The 22,737-nt window shown below is 60.8% G+C and carries 17 protein-coding genes, 1 tRNA gene and 1 pseudogene; 14 read left to right on the top strand and 5 right to left on the bottom strand.

All coding sequences use genetic code 11. From position 1 onward, the window contains the following. The first annotated feature begins 12 nt into the window (after nt 1–12). The 4 genes from ASR47_RS10780 to ASR47_RS10765 all read left to right on the top strand — a co-directional run bounded on the left by ASR47_RS10780 (nt 13) and on the right by ASR47_RS10765 (nt 2,529). The gene (locus tag ASR47_RS10780) at nt 13–495 is read left to right on the top strand and encodes an Lrp/AsnC family transcriptional regulator (RefSeq protein WP_065307781.1); all 483 of its coding nucleotides are present in this window, start codon (nt 13–15) and stop codon (nt 493–495) included. Between the two features lie 27 nt (nt 496–522). After that, entirely contained in the window at nt 523–1,479 is a 957-nt protein-coding gene (gene pip, locus ASR47_RS10775) for a prolyl aminopeptidase (protein ID WP_065307947.1), read from the top strand. Between the two features lie 103 nt (nt 1,480–1,582). Continuing rightward, entirely contained in the window at nt 1,583–2,023 is a 441-nt protein-coding gene (locus ASR47_RS10770; protein WP_065307780.1) for a DUF2721 domain-containing protein, read from the top strand. Between the two features lie 50 nt (nt 2,024–2,073). After that, entirely contained in the window at nt 2,074–2,529 is a 456-nt protein-coding gene (locus ASR47_RS10765; protein ID WP_065307779.1) for a hypothetical protein, read from the top strand. Here ASR47_RS10765 and ASR47_RS10760 read toward each other — a convergent pair whose 3' ends face one another. Beyond that, on the bottom strand, nt 2,530–3,126 hold the full coding sequence (locus ASR47_RS10760) for an SRPBCC family protein (RefSeq protein WP_245714324.1): 597 nt from the start codon (nt 3,124–3,126) through the stop codon (nt 2,530–2,532). It abuts the gene before it with no gap. Between the two features lie 174 nt (nt 3,127–3,300). On the opposite strand from ASR47_RS10760, the gene ASR47_RS10755 reads away from it, so the two are divergent. Further along, complete coding sequence (locus ASR47_RS10755) at nt 3,301–5,328, top strand: NADPH-dependent 2,4-dienoyl-CoA reductase (RefSeq protein WP_065307778.1); 2,028 nt, start codon at nt 3,301–3,303, stop codon at nt 5,326–5,328. A 25-nt stretch (nt 5,329–5,353) separates the two neighbouring features. On the opposite strand, the gene ASR47_RS10750 is transcribed toward ASR47_RS10755, so the two are convergent. The 3 genes from ASR47_RS10750 to ASR47_RS10740 form a co-directional block, all read right to left on the bottom strand. Continuing rightward, nucleotides 5,354–7,063, bottom strand: coding sequence for a cation:proton antiporter domain-containing protein (locus ASR47_RS10750; RefSeq protein WP_065307777.1), 1,710 nt, complete (start codon nt 7,061–7,063; stop codon nt 5,354–5,356). 209 nt (nt 7,064–7,272) lie between these two features. Then, a complete protein-coding gene (locus tag ASR47_RS10745) occupies nt 7,273–8,394 on the bottom strand; it encodes a beta-ketoacyl-ACP synthase III (protein ID WP_065307776.1) in 1,122 nt (373 codons plus the stop codon). 164 nt (nt 8,395–8,558) lie between these two features. After that, nucleotides 8,559–9,998: a S41 family peptidase gene (locus tag ASR47_RS10740; RefSeq protein WP_065307775.1), complete on the bottom strand. Its 1,440-nt coding sequence runs from the start codon at nt 9,996–9,998 to the stop codon at nt 8,559–8,561. A 317-nt stretch (nt 9,999–10,315) separates the two neighbouring features. Here ASR47_RS10740 and ASR47_RS10735 point away from each other — a divergent pair, with 317 nt between their 5' ends. The 4 genes from ASR47_RS10735 (at nt 10,316) to ASR47_RS10720 (ending at nt 17,540) form a co-directional block, all read left to right on the top strand. Next, on the top strand, nt 10,316–10,900 hold the full coding sequence (locus ASR47_RS10735) for a hypothetical protein (protein ID WP_245714323.1): 585 nt from the start codon (nt 10,316–10,318) through the stop codon (nt 10,898–10,900). Nucleotides 10,901–11,034: 134 nt separating this feature from the next. Beyond that, nucleotides 11,035–13,059 carry a M13 family metallopeptidase gene (locus ASR47_RS10730; protein WP_065307773.1) on the top strand — a complete coding sequence of 675 codons (2,025 nt, stop codon included), beginning with the start codon at nt 11,035–11,037 and terminating at the stop codon, nt 13,057–13,059. A gap of 284 nt (nt 13,060–13,343) precedes the next feature. Beyond that, nucleotides 13,344–15,416 carry a M13 family metallopeptidase gene (locus ASR47_RS10725; RefSeq protein ID WP_065307772.1) on the top strand — a complete coding sequence of 691 codons (2,073 nt, stop codon included), beginning with the start codon at nt 13,344–13,346 and terminating at the stop codon, nt 15,414–15,416. Between the two features lie 219 nt (nt 15,417–15,635). Further along, entirely contained in the window at nt 15,636–17,540 is a 1,905-nt protein-coding gene (locus tag ASR47_RS10720) for a methyl-accepting chemotaxis protein (protein WP_065307945.1), read from the top strand. Nucleotides 17,541–17,591: 51 nt separating this feature from the next. Here ASR47_RS10720 and ASR47_RS10715 read toward each other — a convergent pair whose 3' ends face one another. After that, nucleotides 17,592–18,170, bottom strand: coding sequence for a c-type cytochrome (locus tag ASR47_RS10715; protein WP_065307771.1), 579 nt, complete (start codon nt 18,168–18,170; stop codon nt 17,592–17,594). A gap of 199 nt (nt 18,171–18,369) precedes the next feature. Between ASR47_RS10715 and ASR47_RS10710 the strand changes: the two genes are divergently transcribed. The 5 genes and pseudogenes from ASR47_RS10710 to ASR47_RS10700 all read left to right on the top strand — a co-directional run bounded on the left by ASR47_RS10710 (nt 18,370) and on the right by ASR47_RS10700 (nt 22,225). After that, nucleotides 18,370–18,445 (top strand) — tRNA-Arg (locus tag ASR47_RS10710). A gap of 163 nt (nt 18,446–18,608) precedes the next feature. Beyond that, nucleotides 18,609–19,880, top strand: coding sequence for a site-specific integrase (locus tag ASR47_RS10705; protein ID WP_065307770.1), 1,272 nt, complete (start codon nt 18,609–18,611; stop codon nt 19,878–19,880). A gap of 50 nt (nt 19,881–19,930) precedes the next feature. After that, nucleotides 19,931–20,152 (top strand): helix-turn-helix transcriptional regulator, encoded by a 222-nt coding sequence (locus tag ASR47_RS26990; protein WP_150127759.1) that lies wholly within the window; start codon nt 19,931–19,933, stop codon nt 20,150–20,152. A gap of 295 nt (nt 20,153–20,447) precedes the next feature. Next, nucleotides 20,448–20,635 (top strand): annotated as a pseudogene (locus tag ASR47_RS28340) (IS66 family transposase); the annotation flags it as partial. A 330-nt stretch (nt 20,636–20,965) separates the two neighbouring features. Next, a complete protein-coding gene (locus ASR47_RS10700) occupies nt 20,966–22,225 on the top strand; it encodes a DNA primase family protein (RefSeq protein WP_065307769.1) in 1,260 nt (419 codons plus the stop codon). The last annotated feature ends 512 nt before the right edge of the window (nt 22,226–22,737 follow it).

Raw genomic sequence — 22,737 nt, 5'->3', positions numbered from 1 at the left:
AACAATAAATAGATGAAAATTTCAGAAGTAAGCCTGGATGCCACTGATTTGCATATACTCAGGCTGTTGCAGGAAGAAGGGCGATTGTCCAATGCGCGCCTGGCCGATCGCCTCAAGCTCAGTGAAACGCCGGTCTGGCGCCGCTTGCGCCGGCTGGAAGAAGAAGGTTTTATTACCGGCTACCAGGCGCTGATCAACCGCAAGAAGCTGGGCATCGGCCTGGTTGCTTTTGTGCGTATCGTGTTTGCCAACCATGGCAATGAACAGCCGTCGCAGTTCGAGCAGGCCATCATGTCGATTCCTGAAATTTTGTCGTGCCACAATGTGGCGGGGGAAGCCGATTATTTCTTGCAAGTGGTGGCGCGCGACCTGGAAGCGTATGGCGAGTTTGTCTCCAACGTCTTGCGCCGTTTGCCCGGCGTGGCGGAAATCCAGTCCAGCCTGTCGATGCGCGAAATCAAGTCGTCGAACCGCCTGCCCCTGCCGCTGGCCTGAACCCTGTCCATCCTGATGAGTACCGCCATGTCCGAATCCCTGTCCCCTCTTTTTCCCGCCTTGTTGCCGAACCGGCATGGCATGCTGGCCGTCGATGACTTGCACACCATTTATTGGGAAGAGTGCGGCAACCCGGACGGCATTCCGGTGCTGTTTCTGCATGGCGGGCCCGGCGCCGGCCTGTCGCCGCAGCATCGCCGCTTCTTCGATCCGCAGCGCTACCGCGTGATCCTGTTCGACCAGCGCGGCGCCGGCAAGTCCACGCCGCTGGGCGAATGGCGCAACAACACCACGCAACTGCTGATCGACGACATCGAACAGCTGCGCGCCCAGTTCGGCATTGAGCAGTGGCTGGTGTTCGGCGGCTCTTGGGGCTCGACCCTGGCGCTGGCCTATGGCGAAGCCCATCCGGAAGCCTGCCTCGGTTTTGTGCTGCGCGGCATTTTCTTGTGTACCCAGGCCGAGATCGACTGGTTTATCGAAGGCGTGCGCTGGTTTTATCCGGAATTGTACGACGAATTTGCCGCCCTGATTCCCGAAGGCGAGCGCGGCGACCTGCTGGCCGCCTACGTTAAACGCATCCTCAGCGGCGACCCCGAGGTGTACTGGCCTGCCGCGCGCGCCTGGAGCCGCTTCGAAGGGCGCCGCGTCTACCTGATGCCGCAGCCGGAGGATAGCCCCAACGATGCGCTGGACCTGGGCGTGGGCCGGCTCGAATCGCACTATATGGCCAACCTGGGCTTTCTCGAGGAAGACCAGCTGATCCGGCAGTTGCAGCGCATCGCGCATCTGCCGGCCGTGATCGTGCAGGGCCGCTACGACGCCATCTGCCCGCCGCTGTCGGCGTACCGTTTGCACCAGGCCTGGCCCGGTTCGCAGCTCGAGATGATCCCGGACGCCGGTCACGGCGCGCTGGAACGCGGCATCGCCTCGGCGCTGGTGAACGCCACGCAACGTTTCCAGCCGGGCCGCGGCTTCGTATAGCCGGCACGGGCGCGGCCCCCTACCTTGGCACCGCCCGCGCCTGCTACACTAGCACCTGTACCGGCGCCGGTGTCGGCGCCAGCGTGAACCAACCCCTTTATCCATGAACATACAGATCGGCGACATTGGCCACATTATCCAGCTGGCGATTGCGCCTGTATTCCTGCTGACCGGCATCGGCACCATGCTGGTGGTGCTGACCAACCGCCTGGGCCGCATCATCGACCGCACGCGCGTGCTGGAAGACCGGCTCGATATCGGCTATAACGACTTTTACATGGACGAGCTCGATACTCTGTACCGGCGCACCCATCTGATCAATTACTCGATTTCCCTCAGCACGGCATGCGGTTTCTTCGTCTGCATCATTATCGCCATGCTGTTTTTGGGCGATATTCTGAACCTGACGCTCGATAAATACATCGCCGTGTTTTTTGTGCTGGCCGTGATCTGCCTGATCGGCTGTTTCACTTACCTGCTGCGCGAGATTTATCTTGCCGCTACCGCCCAGCGCATCCGGCGCCATATCCGTCCGCCGCGCTGAGTGCCGCGCGCCGGTCCTGCCATTCCCCTATTTGAAGATTGAGTCTCAGCATGCACGATTACCAACGCCCCCCCACCTTGCACCGCTACGGCCAGCGCAGCGAACTCGAACTGGCGCTGAGCCTGGGCCAGTTTCGCCTGACCCCGGCCGGCAACTGCCTTACCCTGAGTTTTTCACAAGTGTGGGACAAAAAACTGTTCGACCTGTTCGCGCCGGCCGACAGCTGCCTGATCATCCATAACACCGAAGAATTCGGCGAGCGCCTGCACCGCGCCGTGCAGCGCACCCTGCCCAGCTGGGCAGGCATCGACGGCCTGGTCGAATACGGCCAGCGCGCCGCCCTGGGCGCGGCATTCACCAAGACGCGCGAAGAGGCGGTGGAGCAGGAGTGGCTGTTCGCCTGGCGCTCGATGCAGCCGCAGGCCAGCCTGAACCCGGTCACGGTAAAGCTGGGCAACCTGGAAAACTACGCCGAGATCCGCGACAAGGATACTTACCTGGCCTGATTATTTTGCTGGTGGCGGCGCCGGCTGGCTGTCGATGCGTGCCATCACCGCGCCCATCATGCGCTCGATATCGCCGCGTATCATGGTCGTGCCCAGCATGCCGGGCACATAGAAGCCCGGCATCAGCCGGCTGGAAAAGACGATGCGCGTGCCGCCCGTCTCGGGCATGGGCGTCAAGGCCCAGCGCGATTCATAGTGGCGCATGTCGCCTGAAATCAAATCGATGTCGATCGCCGTCATCGGCGTTTCCGTGGCCCGCACCACCAGGTGGATCGGGTGGTTCATGAACAGGAAGCGGGCCGTGCCCTGCTGCTCGATCACCACGTCATTGCCGTTGCGCGACAGCACCCGGCAGGAACTGAGGTCGGGCACGAATTCGCTCATGCGCTCGTAGCCGGTCAGGGTTTTCCAGACCACCGCCGGCGCCGCCTGCACCACGGCAGTGGCGTTGACTTCATACATGCGCTCGGCGTCGACCTCGACCCGCCTGACCTCCACTTTCAGGCGCGCCGTGTCCAGGCGCGGCGCCTGTGCCAGCGCTGGCGCCGACCAGGGCGCGGTGCACAGCAGCAGCAGGCAAAAATAAAGTCGCATCATCAGGCTAGCCTACGGGAAACTGTCGTCCGGCACAAGCTGCGCGCGGCGCCAAGGTGCGCTTGCGTACATATTTAGAATCCCCGGTCTACAGAAAAGCGCTGCGCGCGTCCGCAATGCTTGCTACCGTACGCCTGCTGGACGTCGCCGCCGCACGTCCCTTTCACCGGGCCTGACATGAGCACCTATCCCCACCTGCTGGCCCCGCTCGACCTGGGCTTTACCACCTTGCGCAACCGCGTCATCATGGGTTCCATGCACACGGGCCTGGAAGACCGTTTTTATCATTATGGCAAGCTGGCCGCCTTTTACCGCGAGCGGGCCAGGGGCGGGGTGGGGCTGATCGTCACGGGCGGCATTTCGCCGAACCGGCAAGGCTGGCTGCTGCCGTTTGGCGGCACCCTGAATTTTATCGGCGACGTGTTCAACCACCGCAAGGTCACGCGTGCCGTGCACGAAGAAGGCGGCAAGATCGTCATGCAGATCCTGCACGCGGGCCGCTACGGCTACCAGCCCTTCGTGGTGTCGGCGTCCAGCAAGAAATCGCCGATATCGCCGTTTCGTCCGCGCGCACTGACCGAGCGCGGCATCGAATGCACCATTAGCGCCTATGTGCGCTGCGCGCGCCTGGCACAGCAGGCCGGCTACGACGGCGTCGAAGTGATGGGCAGCGAAGGCTATCTGCTGAACCAGTTCTTGTGCGCGCGCACCAATCTGCGCACCGACAGGTGGGGCGGCGAGATCGCCAACCGCATGCGCCTGGCCGTCGAGATCGTGCGCCGCATCCGCGCCGCCGTCGGGCGCGACTTCATCATCATGTACCGCCATTCGCTGCTCGACCTGGTCGAAGGCGGCAATACCTGGGACGAGGTGGTGACGGTGGCCAAGGCGCTGGAACAGGCTGGCGTGACCATCCTCAACAGCGGCTACGGCTGGCACGAGGCGCGCGTGCCGACCATCGTCACCTCGGTGCCGCGCGCCGCCTTTGCCAGCGTGGCCGGGCGCCTGCGCCGCGAGGTGGGCATCCCCGTGGTGGCCTCGAACCGCATCAACATGCCGCAGGAGGCGGACGCCATCCTGGCGCGCGGCGACTGCGACCTGGTGTCGATGGCGCGCCCCTTCCTGGCCGATCCGGATTTCGTGGCCAAAGCGGCCGCTGGCCGCAGCGACGAAATCAATACCTGCATAGCCTGCAACCAGGCCTGCCTGGACCATACGTTTGCGAATAAACGCGCCAGCTGCCTGGTCAATCCGCGCGCCTGCCATGAAACGGAGCTGGTGTACGCCAAAAAAGCGGTACCGAAAAAAGTGGCGGTGGTGGGCGCCGGCCCGGCCGGCCTGTCGGCCGCCACCGTGGCTGCCGAATGCGGCCACCAGGTGACCCTGTTCGACGCCGCGCCCAGGGTCGGCGGCCAGTTCAGGGTCGCCATGCAGATTCCCGGCAAGGAAGAATTCGCCGAAACCATCCGCTACTTTGAACGCCGGCTGGCGCTGCTGAACGTCGACGTGCGCCTGGGCCAGCGCCTCACGCGCGAGCAATTGCTGGCCGGCGGCTTTGACGAGGTGATTGTCGCCACCGGCATCAAGGTGCGCCTGCCAGCCATTCCCGGCATCAGCCACCCCAGCGTGCTCACCTACCTGGACGTGCTGCGGGACAAGGCCCCTGTCGGCCAGCGCGTGGCGGTGATCGGCGCCGGCGGCATCGGCTTTGACGTCAGCGAATACCTGCTGCACGACCCGGCGCACCCGCTGCCGCAGCCCATTGCCGCCTGGGCCGGGGAGTGGGGCGTGGACCTGAATGCGGCCACCGGCGGCAGCCTGGCGCCGGCGCAGCCGGCCGAGCCGGTACGGCAACTATTCCTGTTGCAGCGCAAGGCCAGCAAGGTCGGCGCAGGCCTGGGCAAGACCTCCGGCTGGGTGCACCGCGCCGCGCTGGCCAGGAACGGCGTGTGCATGCTGGCCGGCGTGACGTATGACAAGATTGACGAGCAGGGCTTGCATATCACCATCGGTGGCGTGCCGCGCCTGCTGGCGGTCGACAACGTGATCATCTGCGCGGGGCAGGACAGCCTGGTGGAACTGATGCCGGCGCCGGGTGCGCAGGGCGGCCCGCGCTTTCATGTGATCGGCGGCGCCGCGCTGGCGGCCGAGCTCGACGCGAAGCGGGCGATACGGGAAGGGGCGGCATTGGCGGCGCGGTTGTAAGAACGTCAAACCGCGCCGGGCCATCTCAATGGCCGTGGCCTTTGTTTTCCCCATCAAAACTGTGCAGCACATGGTCGATCATGCCGTTGGCCAGTTCGTGTTCGCCGATAAACACCTTGCCGGCGTTTTCCGCGCGCAGCAGTTCGGCTTCTTCCTCGCTGTGGGTACGCACCACGGTCAAAATACCCGGATTCAGCGCGCGCGCCGTTTCGATCATGGCGCGCACGTGGAAGGTGTCCGGCGTGGCGATCACCAGCATGGTGGCGTGCGTGATATGGGCCTGGATCAGCACGGCCGGCTCGCCCGCGTTGCCGGCCACGGCGGGAATGCCGTCCTTGCGCAGCTGGTCGACGATGTCGCGGTTTTCCTCGGCCACCACGAAGTGGATGCCGCGCTCCATCAGCGCGGCCGCGATGCGGCGGCCCACGCGGCCGTAGCCCACCAGCACGATCTGGCCATGCAGTTTTTCCTGTGGCACCGTCATCGGCAGCTCGGCCAGCGGGTCATTGGTGCGTTCGAACTTGCGCGCAAAATCGCTGTTGCCGATCACGCGCAGCAGCGGCTTGGCCATGCTGAACACCACCGGGTTGAGCGCGATCGACAAAATCGCGCCGGCCAGGATCAGGCTCTGGCCTTCCTGCGGCATCAGGCCCAGCGACAGGCCCAGCGCGGCCAGGATAAACGAGAACTCGCCTATCTGCGCCAGGCTGGCCGAGACGATAATGGCCGTCTTCGGCGGATAACGCAGCGCCATCACCAGCAAAAAGGCGGCAATCGACTTGCCGAAGATAATGATGGCGCACACGGCCAGCACCTGCAGCGGCTTTTCGATCAGGATATTGGGCTCGAACAGCATGCCGACCGACACAAAGAACAGCACGGCGAACGCATCGCGCAGCGGCAACGATTCTTCGGCGGCGCGGTGGCTCAGTTCCGACTCGCGCAACACCATGCCGGCAAAGAAGGCGCCCAGCGCAAACGACACGCCGAACAGCTTGGTCGACGCATAGGCGATGCCGACGGCGGCGGCGATCACGCACAGGGTGAACAGTTCGCGCGAGCCGGTGCGCGCCACCTGCCACAAGATCCACGGGAACAATTTGCGGCCGACCACCAGCATGAAGATGATGAAACCGGCCACCTGGCCCAGGGTAATGGCCAGCGTGCGCCACAGGCTGACTTCTTCCGAACCGGGCGCGACCGTACCGCCCAACGCGCCCGCAAACGCCGGCAGCAGCACCAGCACCAGCACCGTCACCAGGTCTTCCACCACCAGCCAGCCGACGGCGATGCGGCCATTCAGGGAGTCGAGGATGCCGCGCTCCTCGAGCGCGCGCAGCAGCACCACGGTACTGGCCACGGACAAGGCCAGGCCAAAGATCAGGCCGCCACCAAGGCTCCAACCCCACCAGTGGGCCAGGCCCATGCCCATCGCCGTGGCGACGGCGATCTGCAAGACGGCGCCGGGCAGGGCGATTTTGCGCACATCCCATAAATCCTCGATGGAAAAATGCAGGCCGACCCCGAACATCATCAGCATCACACCGATCTCCGCCAGTTGCCCGGCAATCTGCGCATCGGCCACGAAACCGGGCGTGGCCGGTCCGATGACGATGCCGGCGGCCAGGTAGCCGACCAGGGCCGGCAGCTTCATGCGGGCGGCAATGAAGCCAAAAACGAGGCCAACCCCGAGGGCGGCGGCAATGGTGGTGATCAGACTGATGTCGTGGGGCATGCGTTTGGGGTTCCTTATGAGGGCGGACAGAAGAAGATGTTGCTCAGCGACCAAGTATAAACGCTGGAAAGCCCGCTCCGGAGCATTTCCTGCGGCTTTATCGCAAAAAACTTGCGCTTTATCTTCGTCCAGGTGGCCGCGAACGCATGCCTATCCACCTGGAACTGCACCCAATTGCAGTGATCGGGTGTTTTTCAAGCCACGCTGGTTCAGACCTTGCGCACCACCACGCAGCCGATCGAGTAGCCGGCGCCGAACGAGCAGATCACGCCCAGGGCGCCTGTTTCCAGATCGTCTTGATGTTTATGGAAGGCAATAATGGAGCCGGCTGACGAGGTATTGGCATAGGTGTCGAGGATCACCGGCGCCTCGCCCGGTTCGGCGTCGCGGCCCAGGACCAGGCGCGCGATCAGCAAATTCATGTTCAGGTTGGCCTGGTGCAGCCAGTAGCGGCGCACCTGCGGCACTTCCACGCCGGCCTTGGCCAGGGTCGCCTTGATCATTTCGGCGGCCATCGGGCACACTTCCTTGAATACCTTGCGTCCTTGCTGGCGGAACAGCTTGTCGGCCTGGCCCACGCCGGACTCGTCAAAACGGTTCAGGAAGCCGAAGTTGTTGCGAATGGCGTTAGAGAAGCGGGTTTTCAGTTCCGTGCCGATGATGTCGAACTGGTGTTCGGAGACGGCCGTTTCCTTCGCTTCGACCACGATGGCGGTGCAGGCGTCGCCAAAAATGAAGTGGCTGTCGCGGTCGCGCCAGTTCAGGTGGCCGCTGGTAATTTCAGGATTGAGCACCAGCACGGCGCGCGCCTGGCCGCTTTGCACGGCCGCTACCGCCTGCTGGATGCCGAAGGTGGCCGACGAGCACGCCACGTTCATGTCGAAACCATAACCGTCGATGCCCAGCGCATCCTGTACTTCGACCGCCAGCGCCGGGTAGGCGCGCTGCATATTGCTGCAGGCCACCAGCACCATGTCGATATCGGCGGCGGTGCGCCCGGCGCGCGCCAGGGCGTCGCGTGCGGCGGCGACCGCCATTTCCGCCTGGATCGAGATCTCGTCGTCAGCGCGCTCGGCAATGCGCGAGACCATGCGCGCCGGATCGAGGATGCCTTCCTTTTCCATCACATGGCGCGACTTGATGCCGGACGCCTTTTCGATGAACGCCACGCTCGACAATTCCAGCGCCGTCGCGGTGCCGGCGGCGATCGCCTCGGCGTTATCGGCATTGGCTTGTTCCGCATAGGCATTGAAGCAGGCGACCAGCTCTTCGTTGGAGATCGAAAATGGCGGCGTGTACAGGCCGGTACCGCTGATGACGACTTGTTTCATGGATTCGCTTTCAAATTGGCAATCGGCGCGATGCCGACAAGTGAAGCAAATTTTACACAAACAGGGTCTGCTTGAGACAGTTTCGTTGCGGGGAAGGGCGGGATAGTTTGCGCGAGGCGGCGCGAAGGGAATAAAGGCAGGGGCAAGCCCTGCCTTGCAGGTCATTATTTCTTTGAGTCTTTTTTCACATCCGCCTGCACCACCACCGGCTCCGCCTTGGCCAGCTTGACCGGCAAGCCCTTCAGATGGTTCAGCGCCTGGAGCAGCTGGAAGTCATCCTTGCTGCCAAATTCGAGCGGCTTGCTGTTTTTTTCCAGCGCCATGATGCGCAGTTGCTCTTCCATTTCGTCGTTGACGGGCGCAGCCTTCGCGCTTTCCTTGTCGCGGTCGTTGCTCAGGTGCTTCTGCAAGTCCGCTTCGCGCATGCGCAGACTGTTCAGGCCGTCGCCTTCGGCCGTTTCGTCGACCAGCAGGTCGGGCACGATGCCCCGCGCCTGGATCGAGCGCCCTTTCGGCGTGTAATAGCGGGCCGTGGTCAGTTTGACGGCGGTGTCGGCCGTCAGCTGGCGGATGGTCTGCACCGAGCCCTTGCCGAAAGTCTGCGTGCCGATGATGGTGGCGCGCTTGTAGTCTTGCAGGGCGCCGGCGACGATTTCCGAGGCCGAGGCCGATCCTGTGTTGACCAGCACCACCAGCGGCACGTTTTTCACCGCCGCCGGCAGTTTCGCCAGCGCATCGCCCTCGGAGCGGAAACTGTAGTATTCGGGGCTGCCATAAAACACCTGTTTTGACTCGGCCACCTGGCCATTGGTCGAGACGATGGCCGCGTCCTTGGGCAGGAATGCCGCCGATACGCCGATCGCGCCTTGCAGCACGCCGCCCGGATCATTGCGCAGGTCCAGCACCATGCCCTTGATGTGCGGATCTTGCTGGTACAGCGCCGTGATCTGTGCCGCCAGGTCGTCCACTGTCGGCTCCTGGAACTGCGACACGCGCAGCCAGGCGTAGCCCGGTTCCACCATTTTCGACTTGACGCTCTTCTGGTGGATTTCCTCGCGCGTGATGGTGAATGACAGCGGCTGCGGTTCATCCTGGCGCGCGATGGTCAGCGTGACCTTGGTGCCGGGCTCGCCGCGCATGCGCTTGACGCTGTCTTCCAGGCTGACGCCCTTCACGGGCTGGCCATCGAGGCGCGTGATCAGGTCGCCGGCCTTGATGCCGGCGCGGTAGGCCGGCGAATCCTCGATCGGCGAGACGATCTTGATATAGCCGTCGTCGCTGACGCCGATTTCAATGCCCAGGCCAACGAACTTGCCTTCCGAGCCTTCACGCAGCTCGGCGTAGGCTTTTTTGTCCAGGTAGGCCGAATGCGGGTCGAGCGAGGCGACCATGCCGGAAATGGCCTCCGTCAGCAGTTTCTTGTCTTCCACAGGTTCCACGTAGTCGGACTTGATCAGGCCAAACACGTCGGCCAGCTGGCGCAACTCCTCGAGCGGCAAGGCCGGCTCGACGCTTTTTTGCGCCATCGCCGAAAACTGCAGCGACACGGCGATGCCCGCCACCACGCCCAGGCCGATCAAGCCGGTATTTTTGAGTTTGCCCATGAATTCTGCCTTCGTCTTGTGTGCTGCCGCGGCGCCAGTCCCCATGGAGCGGCGCCATTCTGAAAGTATAGTCCTGAATCACCGCTGGCGCTGCAGGCGCGCAGGTCATGGCAGTGTAGGCGCAAAAAGGGCCGCGCAAGCTTGCCAAATGTAGCGCTTGTGTACAGCCGTGTAGCGATACTCTTGAGGGGAGTAAGCATTTGTAAGAGTCGAAATAAAGGGTAGCCGGCCGCCCTATAGTCAATCCGCATTCTCGACACGAAGTGGTTTTGCCTGCGTCTTCGGACGCAGGTTTTTTTTTATCCGGAGCATTCAAAGTGAGCACCCTGACAAGCTTGATGAATCTGCCTGCCCTGCGCCTGTGCGCCGCCCTGGTGCTGGGCATGGCGGGCGCCAGCGCCTCGGCCGTGCCGATCGCCGAGATGCGGCTGCAGGACCTGCTGCCGATGGCGCCCGACTTCAAGGCCGAACTGAAGCTCAATGCCAATCAGCAAATCCTGTGGCAGCAGGTGGAGAGCAAAACGCGCCAGCTGCTGCGCGAGCGGCAGTCGCGCCGCGAACGGCTGCAGGCCGGCGTGCGGCAGGCGCTTGCCGCCCCCAGTGTCGAGCTGCGCGAGCTCGTTGCCGGCATGGACAATGAAAGCACCGTCAGCCTGGCCGAAGAAAAGCAGCTGCGCGACTGGTGGCTGAGCGTCAATGATGCGCTCGACGAACGCCAGCGCCAGGCGGTGGCCGTGTTTATCGCCGGCCAGATGGCGCGCGTGATGGATGCTGCAGCGCCGCATGCCGAGCCGCGCGCACGCGAAGGCGGCGAGCCGGGCGGACGCAAGGGTGGTGGCAAAGGCGGCATGGGCGCCAGCGTGGGCAGCGGTGGCGCGAACCTGAATGTTTTGGGGATGTGAGGTTCACAGGGGCATAAAAACACATCGGAGTGGTCAAGCCGGGGAGCGCGTGCTACATTCTTTGACGCGCCCGGCGCGGCGGGCTATCCGCCCGTTCTTTCTGACCAGCCCCAACCAGCCCCATAAGGACTTTCGTGAAACGATATCTCTTGAGCAGCCTGACCCTGACCCTGTTGGCTGCGTTTGCCCACGCCGCCCCCACCCACAACCCTGTCTCCGGCATCGACGTGCAATACATCGACCCGGCCGTGCGCGTGCAGGACGACTTCTTTACCCATTTGAACGGCAAGTGGCTGGCCACGACCGAGATTCCGGCCGACAAGTCCAGCTGGGGCTCGTTTGCCAAGCTGCGCGACGACACCACGCCGCAGCTGCGCGGCATTATCGAAGCGACGCAGCAGGACAAGAACAAGAAGGCCGGTTCCGAAGCGCAGAAGATCGGCGACCTGTACACCAGCTACATGGATGAGGCCCGCCTCGACGCGCTGGGCGTGAGACCGCTGGCAGGCGAGCTGAACCGCATCCGTTCGCTGCGCGACAAGAAAGGCGTGCCGGGCCTGATCGCCCACCTGAGCAAGAATGGCATCGCTACCCCCTACGCCATCTATGTGGGCCAGGACGCGCGCGAATCGACCAAGTATGCCGCCTACGTGAGCCAGAGCGGCCTGGGCATGCCCGACCGCGACTATTACCTGGAAGCCAAGCAGGCAGGCGTGAAGGAAAAATACCAGGCGCACGTGGAAAAGATGCTGGCCATGGCTGGCGACAAGCATGCTGCCGCGCACGCCAAGGCCGTGGTGGCCCTGGAAACGTCGCTGGCCGAAGTGCAATGGACCAAGGTCGACAACCGCGACCCCGTCAAGCGCTACAACAAGACGCCGATCGCCCAAGTCAATGAGCTCACGCCAGGCTACGACCTGAAAGGCGGCCTGGCCGCCGCCGGCATCGCCAACAAGGTCGATTACGTGATCGTCAACCAGCCGAGCTACCTGGCCGGCTACAGCAAGGTACTGGCTGGCGCCGACCTCGATACCGTGAAAGCGTATTTCGAGTGGCAGTTGCTGCGCAGCTATGCCGCCTATCTGTCGAAGAACTTCGTCGACGAGAGCTTTGGCTTCTATGGCACCGTGCTGAGCGGCGTGACGCAGAACCAGCCGCGCTGGAAGCGTGGCGTGGCCGCCGTCGACAATGTGCTGGGCGAAGCCGTCGGCAAGCTGTACGTGGCGCAATACTTCCCGGCCGAGCGCAAGGAACACATGCAGGAACTGGTAAAAAACGTGCTGGCCGCCTACAAGGAAAGCATCGACACCCTGGACTGGATGAGCCCGGAGACCAAGAAGGAAGCGCAAGCCAAGCTGGCCAAGTTCACGCCCAAGATCGCCTACCCGAACAAATGGCGCGATTATGCGAAGCTGCAGATCGCTTCCAACGACCTGGCCGGCAACATGATGCGCGCGGCAAACTTTGCCACGGCACGCAATGTGGCCAAGCTGGGCAAACCGATCGACCGCGAAGAGTGGGGCATGACGCCGCAAACCGTGAACGCCTATTACAGCTCGACCATGAACGAAATCGTGTTCCCGGCATCCATTTTGCAGCCGCCGTTCTTTGACGCCAACGCCGATGACGCCGTCAACTATGGCGCGATTGGCGCCGTGATCGGCCATGAAATCAGCCACGGTTTTGACGACAAGGGCAGCCAGTCCGATGGCGATGGCAACCTGCGCGACTGGTGGACGCCGGCCGACCGCAAGAACTTCGCCGCCAAGGCCGATGCGCTGACCAAACAGTACGATGGCTACAGCCCATTGCCGGGCTACAACGTCAACGGCGCGCTGACCCTGGGCGAAAACATCGCCGATAATTCCGGCGTGGCGATCGCCTACAAGGCCTATAAAATTTCGCTCGGCGGCAAACCTGCGCCGGTGATCGACGGCCTGACGGGCGACCAGCGCTTCTACATGGGCTTTGGCCAGGTCTGGCGCAGCAAGATGCGCGAAGCGCAACAGATCGTGCAGATCAAGACCGACCCGCATTCGCCGGGCCAGTACCGCGCCAACGGCACCATGGTCAACCAGCCGGGCTTCTATGAAGCGTTTGACGTGAAGCCGGGCGACAAGATGTATGTGGCGCCTGAAAACCGCGTCATCATCTGGTAGGCGTCATTTTGTCGGGTTACGCCCTACGGGCTAACCCGACCTACGTACCTGACGTGTGAATTGTGGAGCATCGTAGGCCGGATTGGCGCTTGCGCGTAATCCGACATTCACCGCCAACAATATCGCGCGTTATGTTGTAACAACAGAAAAGACCACCCCGCGTGGTCTTTTTGCATTCCCTGCAAAGTTTTTTATACCGTTTCCACCGGTATGCTACAGTCGAAAACCGGGCCAGAAGCCTAGGGCGTTCTGACCCTTCTATTCCACCCAATACAAGGACTACCGTGAATCGACATTTGTTAAGTGCATTGACCTTGAGTTTGCTGGCCGGCGTCGCGGGCATGGCCAACGCTGCCGATACCAGCAAGAAAGCCGCGCCTGCCACCGCCGCCACCGCGCCTGCGGGCCTGGCCTCCGGCATTGCCATCGAATATATCGACCCGGCCGTGCGCGTCCAGGATGACCTGTTCCAGCACCTGAACGGCAAATGGCTGGCCGAGACCGTGATTCCCGCCGACAAGTCGAGCTGGGGCAGTTTCGCCAAGCTGGCCGATGACACGCAAACGCAATTGCGCGGCATCGTTGAAGGCGCGGCCGCCGACAAGGCCCGCGCTCCGGGTTCCAATGCACAAAAAATCGGCGACTTTTATGCCAGCTTCATGGACGAAGCCAAGCTGGAAAGCCTGGGCCTGAGCCCCTTGAACGCCGAAATGGCAAAGATCGCCGCGCTGCAGGACAAAAAAGAACTGCCGGCCGTGATCGCCCACTTCAGCAAACTGGGCGTGACGTCGCCGTACGATTTCGCCATCCACCAGGACGCCAAGGATTCGACCAAGTATGTGGCCGACATCGTGCAAAGCGGCCTGGGCCTGCCGGACCGCGACTACTACCTGGAAGCGGCCAAGGCCGACACCCTGGCCAAGTACACGGCCCACGTGGAAAAAATGCTGGGCCTGGCCGGCGACAAGAACGCCGCCGCCAACGCCAAGGCCATCGTGGCGCTGGAAACGGAACTGGCGCGCGTGCAATGGAGCAATGTCGAAAACCGCGACCCCGTCAAAGCCTACAACAAGGTGGAACTGGCGAAACTGTCGGAAGTGGCGCCCGGCTACGACTGGAACCGCTACCTGGCAGACACCGGCATTGCCGGCAAGGTCGGTTATGTGATCGTCAGCCAGCCCAGCTATCTGAAAGGTTTCACGGCGATTGCCGACAAAACCCCGCTCGACACCTGGAAAGCGTATTTCCAGTGGCACTTGCTGCACGCTAACGCGGCCTACCTGCCGAAAGCCTATGTCGATGAAAACTTCGCGTTTTACGGCACCACCCTGACGGGCGTGACGGAAATGCGTCCGCGCTGGAAGCGTGGCGTGGGCGCCGTCGAAGGCGCGCTGGGCGAAGCCGTCGGCCAGCTGTACGTGGCACAATATTTCCCGGCCGACCGCAAGGTGCGCATGGAAGCGCTGGTGAAAAACCTGATGACGGCCTACAAGCAGAGCATCGACAAGCTTGATTGGATGAGCCCGGTCACCAAGAAGCAGGCACAGATCAAGCTGTCCAAGTTCACCACCAAGATCGGCTACCCGAACAAATGGCGCGATTATTCGAACCTGACGGTGGCGCCGGACGATTTGATCGGCAATATCCAGCGCTCGCACCTGGTCAACTACAACCGCGAACTGAACAAGCTGGGCCAGCCGATCGACCGCGACGAGTGGGGCATGACGCCGCAAACCGTGAACGCCTATTACAACCCGGAAATGAACGAAATCGTCTTCCCGGCCGCCATCCTGCAAGCGCCGTTCTTTGACGCCAAGGCCGACGACGCTGTCAACTACGGCGCCATCGGCGGCGTGATCGGCCATGAAATCAGCCACGGCTTCGACGACCAGGGCGCCCAGTACGACGGCGACGGCAATCTGCGCGACTGGTGGACCAAGGCCGACCACAAGAACTTCGCGGCCAAGACCGCGCAACTGGTCAAGCAGTACAACGGCTTCAGCCCGGTCAAGGGCCACCATGTGAATGGCGAGCTGACCCTGGGCGAAAACATCGCCGACAACTCGGGCGTGGCGATTGCTTACAAGGCCTATAAATTGTCGCTGAACGGCAAGAAAGCCCCTGTCATCGACGGCTTCACGGGCGAGCAGCGCTTCTACGCGGGCTTTGCCCAGGTATGGCGCATGAAGATGCGTGAAGCGCAGCAACTGGTGCTGCTGAAAACCGACCCGCATTCGCCGGGCGAATTCCGCGCCAACGGCACCATGCGCAACCAGCCGGGCTTCTACCAGGCCTTCGGCGTGAAACCGGGCGACAAGATGTATCTGCCACCGAAAGAGCGCGTCATCATGTGGTAATGCCTGAACGGTAATCTTCGAAGCCGCCCCGCTGTCTGCAGCCGGGCGGCTTTTTTCATGTTGTAAATCGGTCGGAAACGAATATTTTTTTGCCAAGCTTGATTTTTCGCGGATTGACTTTGCTTGTTGGAAAGTCTATACCTCGCTCAAGCATGGCGCCGCATCGGGTGGCGCCGGCGTCTTTTTATCCATACGCTCAAGGGGCCTATCTTGAACAATCTGTTCCGTACCAGCCAGGCGCGTTTTACCGCCTTGTTCAGCCTGATTTTCCTGCTGCTGCTGGGACTGACCCTGGCGGTGATTCATTTCTTTGTCACGCCGGATTTGAAGCGCACCGAGTCGCTGGTGGTCGCTTCCAGCGTGAATGCGATCGCCACCCGTATCGGCGAGCAATTGCGCCAGGTCGAGGCCCAGTCGCGCAGCATCACCCAGACCATCCCGCTGGTCGACAGCGCCACCATCGACGTCGTGCTGCCCGGCCTGGTCGACCAGTATTCGGACCCGAACGTGTTTGGCGGCGGCATCTGGCCCTTGCCGAACCAGCGCGAACCGGGGCGCGAAAAATTTTCCACCTTTGTCGCGCGTGATGGCGCCAACAAGCTGGTGTTCAACACGCACTGGAATTCGCCCGAGTCGCTGAAATATTTCGAGCAAAGCTGGTTCCTGGGCGGCCTCAAATCGCCGCGCGGCCATTGCACCTGGGCCAATGCCTACCAGGACGACGCCAGCCCGCAGCCGCGCACCAATTGCGCCATGCCGATCTACAAGGGCGACCAGCTGTTCGGCGTGTCGACCATCGACGTCACCTTGGGCTTTTTCAACCGCCTGGTGGCCGACATGGAGAAAAAACTCGATGGCCAGATCCTGATCGTCGAACGCGACGGCAAGATCGTCAGCAACAGCACCTATATCAAAAGCGATATCGTACTGAAAAAAGTGGCGGACCTGGCCGGCTCCTCGCCGATGGCGGCCGAACTGGCGCGCCTGCTGCCGACCCTGGACAAACAGACCAGCATTGAATCGGATTACGACAGCGCCGGCGAAGCGCGCACCATGCTGGTCACGGCCATTCCCGGCAGCCCGTGGCTGCTGGCTACCTCCTTGCCGACCAGCACGCTGACCCAGCAAAGCCGCCGCATCCTGGGCAAGCTGGGCGCGGTGCAGATCCCGGTCGCCATCCTGCTGTTCGTGATGTGTGTCGGCGGCATCCGCGTTTTCATGGGGCGCTTGAGCGGCCTGAAGGACAATATCGATGCCTTGTCCGCTGGCGACGCGGATCTGAGCCGGCGCCTGCCGGCCGGCGGCGGCAGCGAGTTCGACGCCGTCGCCACCAGCTTCAACGGCTTTATCGGGCGGCTGCAAACCATGATCGGTGAAATCGGCCGCAGCACCGGCTCGATCGCGCTGGCCTCGCGCGAGATCGCCAACGGCAACCAGGATTTGTCGAGCCGCACCGAAAGCCAGGCCAGCGCGCTGGAAGAAACCGCCTCGTCGATGGAGCAGCTGACCAGCACCGTCAAGCAGAACGTCAGCAGCGGCACCCAGGCCAACCGGCTGGCGCTGGACGCCTCCAAGGTGGCCGCGCAAGGCGGCGCGGTGGTGACGCAAGTGGTGCAGACCATGGGCGCGATCGAAGCGTCGTCGAAGAAAATCGTCGACATCATCAGCGTCATCGACGGCATCGCCTTCCAGACCAATATCCTGGCCCTGAACGCGGCGGTCGAAGCGGCGCGTGCCGGTGAACAGGGCCGGGGCTTTGCGGTGGTCGCCTCCGAAGTGCGCAACCTGGCGCAGAGGTCAAGCCAGGCGGCCAAGGAAATCGGCGCCCTGATCGCCGAATCGGTGCACAACGTCGACGCCGGCAGCAAACTGGTCAGCCAGGCCGGCGCCACCATGAGCGAGATCGTCGCCGGCACCGACAAAGTGGCCGCCATCCTCGGCGAAATCATGCTGGCCAGCCAGGAGCAGGATATCGGCATCGGCCAGGTCAACCAGGCCATCGCCCAGCTCGACGACGCCACCCAGCAGAACGCCGCGCTGGTCGAACAGGCCGCCGCTGCCGCCCACTCGATGCAGGAACAGGCCGGCAAGCTGGAGCAGATCGTTTCCGCCTTCAAGGTGTAGGGACGAAAAAAAACCACCGGCAAGCGTCGGTGGTTTTTTCATGCAGCGGTATTACTTGGCTGGCGCTGGCGCTGATGCGGGTTCGGCTGCCGGTGCCGCGCCATCGGCGGCTGCGGCCGGCGCCGGCACTTCCGGCTCCTTGAACTTGCCGCCCGAGGCATTGGCCATGTAGACCACCGCGCGCGCCACTTCGACGTCGTCCAGGTCCGGATTGCCGCCCTTGGCCGGCATCGCGCGCAAGCCTTCGAGCGCGTGTTTCAGCACCGTGTCATAGCCTTGCGCCAGGCGCGCCGTCCAGGCGCCCGCATCGCCAAACTTCGGCGCACCGGCCACGCCGGCGCCATGGCAGGCCACGCAGGTCGAGGTGTACACCGCTTCGGCGCTTTGCAGCACTTTCGGGCCGCTGGCGTCCTTGAAGGTAAAGCCGGTATTGGCCACCGGACTCAATCGTTCGGCAATCGCCTCGGCCGACTGGCTGTCCGAGCCTTCGCCGGTCAGCTTCTGGGCCGTGACAAACTGCACCAGCAGGATGATGCCGATGACGGTAATCAGAAAGAAGCCGGCGACGGCGGCCAGCAGTTGTTTAGGCGTTTTAATCGCTGATTGTTGTTCGTTATGTGCGTCGCTCATGATGTCCTTAGTCCAGATTCAAAGCCGTGGGCCATGTATGTTGGCATTTTTACATGCCGCAATGTAAACCTTTATACAACCCCCGATTATAGGCACAAAAATTGAGCAGTGACATGCATTTGCCAGCGATACGACAGTTTCCGTAGACGCAGGTAAAGAAAAACGGTATCCTTCGCTTCACTTCAGAAATTCCCCCTACGCGGCTGTAGCTCAGTGGATAGAGTATTGGCCTCCGAAGCCAAGGGTCGTGGGTTCGATCCCCGCCAGCCGCACCAGCATTCATGCGCCTTTCAAGCAGATTAGCGTAATGGAACTTAGCTTCAAATCGTTTTTGGGAAAAGTTTTGGGAAAAATCCCGTAGAAACCTTCCTGATTTTGCGTACGCGGAGACAGCCAATTTTTTCCTATACGTAACTCCTACAACTCTGGAGTTACGTCATGTCAAAAAAACAAAACGGTCGCCTGGAAAAGCATATCTACGTGGAAGAGCGGAGCGGCTCGCTCCGCTTCAAGGTGGTTGTCCCTCCGTTCCAAGATTCTGCAACCTTCTCAACAATGGATGAGGGCGCGCGTTGGGCTCGTCGCCGACGAGTAGAACTCTTGGAAAGTAGAGCCTCCAACAAGGAACTGGCCTCGCCAGAACGGGTCCATGTTGTGTCGGCATCTTCCGGTTTCCCACATGCCCCCAAGGCCCCGCTTCCCATCAAACTGTCGGACGTGTTCGACTCGTATCAACAGAATGACCTTCCAAAGCTTACAGGCAAGGATGCAGAGGCATCGCGTCTGGAAAGGCTGCGCAAATGGTTTGGCGAGCGAACTGTCGATCAATTGGATGAGACCCTCATCGACAAATGGAAGGCGAGCCGCCTTGCCGGCAAATTGGGCTCCGGACGCGATCCAAATCGTGCGGCTACCATGTCCACTTCCGACGGTGCAAAGCCGCTTACAAAGCATCAGCGTTACGCGCGCAAAAAGGCGGGGAAGGAAGTGCCAAGCCTGCCGATCTATCCTGTCAGCACCCAAACCGCCCGGCATGAGCTGAACCTGCTACGTCGGTCGGTGACGAAATACTTAAATAAAGAAAACCGTTGGCCTATCTATGGGGCTTGGTGGCAAGCCCATTCCTTGATGCGGATGCAGCTTCCAGACTCGGCAGAACCCCGTAATCGGCGCGTATCGGATGATGAATTGCTGAAAGTGTTTAACAGTATCGAGGACATGACCTTGAAGTCGGCCATTCTGTTTTCGATACTGACGTCATTGCGTCGTGGTGAAATCGTATCGTTGCAATGGGAAGATGTCGACTTCCAGAGGATGGTGGTACGCCTGAGAAAGCCTGGATTCCTTACCAAGACGAAGGTTCATGCGAGAGAGGTTCCGCTACTGCCTGGTGCTGTAAAGCTTCTGCAAGACCTGATCCCCCAAAAAAGTGGTCGTATCTTTCCCATGCCTGCAACTGACCTTAGTCATGGTTGGCGCGATGCAGCTGACAGGGCCGAAATTTATGATGCCCGGCTCCATGATTGCCGGCGCGAAGCGATTAGTCGGCTTGTAGAGACTTGCCAGCTGAGGATGCATGAAGTCGTTTTGTTTTCCGGACATTCTGATATGCGTACCCTGGAAAAGCATTACCTGCGTTTGGACTCAGGCCGTATGGCGGCACGGCTGGCAGAGAACCCGGATGCGATCAACATGGCGCCTTCCCTGTAACGTACGTACATCACGAATTTTCTTCCTATACTCCAATTTGGGGAGAAAATATGTACCTGACCAAGAAGGAAGTCGCCGAAGTGCTGCGTGTTTCCGTTCGTACCATCACTACCTATATGCAACAAGGCGCGATTCCCAATCCGAAAAAGATCGGGGGGATTTTGCTCTGGGAGGAGGTGGAATTGCATCGCCGTATCAAGCATGCTTCGCCCAGTGCAGTCGAGCCAGAGCGCGTCAAGCGCGGTCGCCCAAGAAAAGTGCGGTTTGCATAATACTGGTAGTAGTTGGCAAGTATCTCCTGCGCCGCCGATGGCGGTCGCGATTGACCTGCGTAACGAGCGCGACTGGACGTTGAGTTTGGCAGCGCCGTGCCGGCCTGCTAGCTAAACTGATACGTGCCCTATGATGCAATTGTCGGCCGATGCGATCTGGTTGGCGGCGGCGGTGAACTTCGGTGAAGAACCACGCAAGCAGGCACTGAGCAAGCCGCCACGCCCTTAGTCGGCCGCTGCTGGCTGAATTGCCGCGCATCGAGCACTGCCATGAGCTAACAAAGGTGGTGCTGTATTGGTTAAGATTGGCGAAGACGTTAGTAAACAGCTCAATGTCGAGCCGGCACGTTTCCTCGGCCATTACCACGTTCGTCCGCAGTAGCCTACCGTCCCTGTGAGATGGCAACGGCAGCGCCGATCCTAGTCGCCGTCATCAATGGCGGCATGGTCGCCGTGGGCCTGCTGGCCTGGATTGACGCCAGCTAGTACCTCGCCTACCTGCCGCTGTAACGGATCGAGCAGATCCCGGCGTGCCAATGGGGGGCGCTGGCCGCATACATAAATCGGCCTTGATCATTTTGTGAGCATTTTATTTAACTCCCTTATTTAACAGGAGTTTTCGCAAACTTTGGATTCTCGTCTCTTTTTATCTTCGATCCTGGCTGTATACCTCCTCAGAGCACTGCAACACTACCTCATGTCGAGGCAGTGGTAGTAGCCTACCAGGAGCTAAAGAATGAAGAAAATTGAAGCCTGTCTTGTCGATGCCTGCTGGAATCACCCTGGCGTTAGTGCCAGTGAAAGTGACTTCGCATGAGCCGCCGTCCTCCTTTTGAACCCATCCGCTATGCGTTGCAGTTGTCGCGTTCTGGTAAATTCGCTACCTCAGACAACCTTTTTCTCAAGTGGAACGACAAACATTGGGAAATCGTCAGCTACGATGACGCCTTGCGGAAGGCGTTGAGTTGGATTATTGAGGACGGCGATATTAGTAACGCCAGCGCAGCCAACGCCAAGGCGGCACATCAAACGGCACTGATCCAGCTTCCTGCCCTCCAAGAACCCACTCACATTAGCGTCATCCCCGTGGGTAATGGCTATCTGCATCTCGATGGCAGTCCGGTGCTGAAGTCACATGACAAGGAGCTTGGACTCCGACACACTCTCGGTTGTGATTACTTGCCCAGTGCGCCAACACCAAAAATGTTTGAGAATTTGCTGACGCGCATCTTACCCGACCCAGCAGTACGGAACAGGGTTCAGGAATACATTGGTTACACTTTACTTCCCGATGCACGCTTCCAACTCGCCCAGATTTGGATTGGCAGTGGGGCGAATGGCAAGGGTACGCTGGCGAACATTGTGCAGGCCCTCCACGGCCGGGCTGTCGCAGCCTCTCCCAGTAAGCTAGATGGATTCCAAGCATCAGTCACACTTGGTGCGTCACTCATTTATTGCGACGAGGCCCCTCCGCAGAACTGGTGCGAACAAACTATCAAATCAATGATTGCTGGTGAAACAGTGCAGATCGACCGTAAGTACCAGAGCCCCATTACGACACGTATTATCGGGAAGTGGCTCATTCTTGCGAACCATGTACCATCGGTGAAAGATCAATCAAATGGATTCTGGCGACGGTTCGACATAGTCCCATTCGGCGTGGAGATTCCAGCCAGCGAACGCGACCCAAAGCTGGCCGATCGCATCATCATGTACGAGCTGACGGGGGTGTTGAACTGGGCGCTGGAGGGCCTTCAACGCCTGCTGGAGCGTGGCCGATTCGAAGCTGCACTACCGTCTGCGATGACCGCTGCAACTCAGGCTGCTCGAACAGAGACAAATTCAGTGCACGCTTGGGTAAGCGAAGCATCGATTGAACGCACGACGACTACGGCTACATCCAAGTCAACGGTTTATACGGCTTATGCTAGCTGGTGTAAGGAAAACGGCATGTTGTCTGTTGCATCGCCGAAGTTCTGGAAACGTTTGCCCGACTCGTTAGGAGAGATTGTCGAAAGCCGGGCGACCACGGGAGCCGGGCGTATTCGGACCTGTAATATTCTTTTACCTTGACCACTTGGTCAACCATGCTGGTCTGAAAAGCGGCCGTTAAAACCGGCTGCTTTTCTTCGTGACCAGATTGACCAGATTCTGCTCCAAAATCATAGCATCAACGCCACATCACTTCTGCTTTACGTCCGTGTGGGCTGAGTGAGGTTGAAAGAAAGTTGTATCTGAAACCCGGTCATCGTGGTCACTTGAAAAGTTCTGGACCAGCAAAGCGGATTTTGTGACCAGGTTGACTCCCAAAGCTAGTCGCTAAGCTCTGGTGGTCAACCAACTCATAGACGATCCTCATGCATTGTCAACGGAGTTATTCTGAAAGTTGGACCACCTATGCATAAGCCAGCTTGCAGCGACTAGCACAGCGTCAAAACAGCTTTTGGAAGTGATATAGTGCGTATTTCGGTGAACGCGCCCACCCATTCCGGTCTATCGTGCCCACTTGCGCATGAGATGGTGTTACGCGGTTAAATTGTAGTCGGTGCGGTCACGATGGGTCGATATTTCTCTCCTTTTTGGCT

Origin of the sequence: Janthinobacterium psychrotolerans (assembly GCF_001677885.1) — a bacterium.
GTDB lineage: Bacteria > Pseudomonadota > Gammaproteobacteria > Burkholderiales > Burkholderiaceae_D > Janthinobacterium > Janthinobacterium psychrotolerans.
This window is presented reverse-complemented; position numbering and strand designations above follow the sequence as displayed.

Excerpts from the sequence above, each read along its gene's own strand:
- ASR47_RS10780 (WP_065307781.1), top strand. The coding sequence starts at position 13 with ATGAAAATTTCAGAAGTAAGCCTGGATGCCACTGATTTGCATATACTC.
- pip (WP_065307947.1), top strand. The coding sequence starts at position 523 with ATGTCCGAATCCCTGTCCCCTCTTTTTCCCGCCTTGTTGCCGAACCGG.
- ASR47_RS10770 (WP_065307780.1), top strand. The coding sequence starts at position 1,583 with ATGAACATACAGATCGGCGACATTGGCCACATTATCCAGCTGGCGATT.
- ASR47_RS10765 (WP_065307779.1), top strand. The coding sequence starts at position 2,074 with ATGCACGATTACCAACGCCCCCCCACCTTGCACCGCTACGGCCAGCGC.
- ASR47_RS10760 (WP_245714324.1), bottom strand. The coding sequence starts at position 3,126 with ATGATGCGACTTTATTTTTGCCTGCTGCTGCTGTGCACCGCGCCCTGG.
- ASR47_RS10755 (WP_065307778.1), top strand. The coding sequence starts at position 3,301 with ATGAGCACCTATCCCCACCTGCTGGCCCCGCTCGACCTGGGCTTTACC.
- ASR47_RS10750 (WP_065307777.1), bottom strand. The coding sequence starts at position 7,063 with ATGCCCCACGACATCAGTCTGATCACCACCATTGCCGCCGCCCTCGGG.
- ASR47_RS10745 (WP_065307776.1), bottom strand. The coding sequence starts at position 8,394 with ATGAAACAAGTCGTCATCAGCGGTACCGGCCTGTACACGCCGCCATTT.
- ASR47_RS10740 (WP_065307775.1), bottom strand. The coding sequence starts at position 9,998 with ATGGGCAAACTCAAAAATACCGGCTTGATCGGCCTGGGCGTGGTGGCG.
- ASR47_RS10715 (WP_065307771.1), bottom strand. The coding sequence starts at position 18,170 with ATGAGCGACGCACATAACGAACAACAATCAGCGATTAAAACGCCTAAA.
- ASR47_RS10705 (WP_065307770.1), top strand. The coding sequence starts at position 18,609 with ATGTCAAAAAAACAAAACGGTCGCCTGGAAAAGCATATCTACGTGGAA.
- ASR47_RS26990 (WP_150127759.1), top strand. The coding sequence starts at position 19,931 with ATGTACCTGACCAAGAAGGAAGTCGCCGAAGTGCTGCGTGTTTCCGTT.
- ASR47_RS10700 (WP_065307769.1), top strand. The coding sequence starts at position 20,966 with ATGAGCCGCCGTCCTCCTTTTGAACCCATCCGCTATGCGTTGCAGTTG.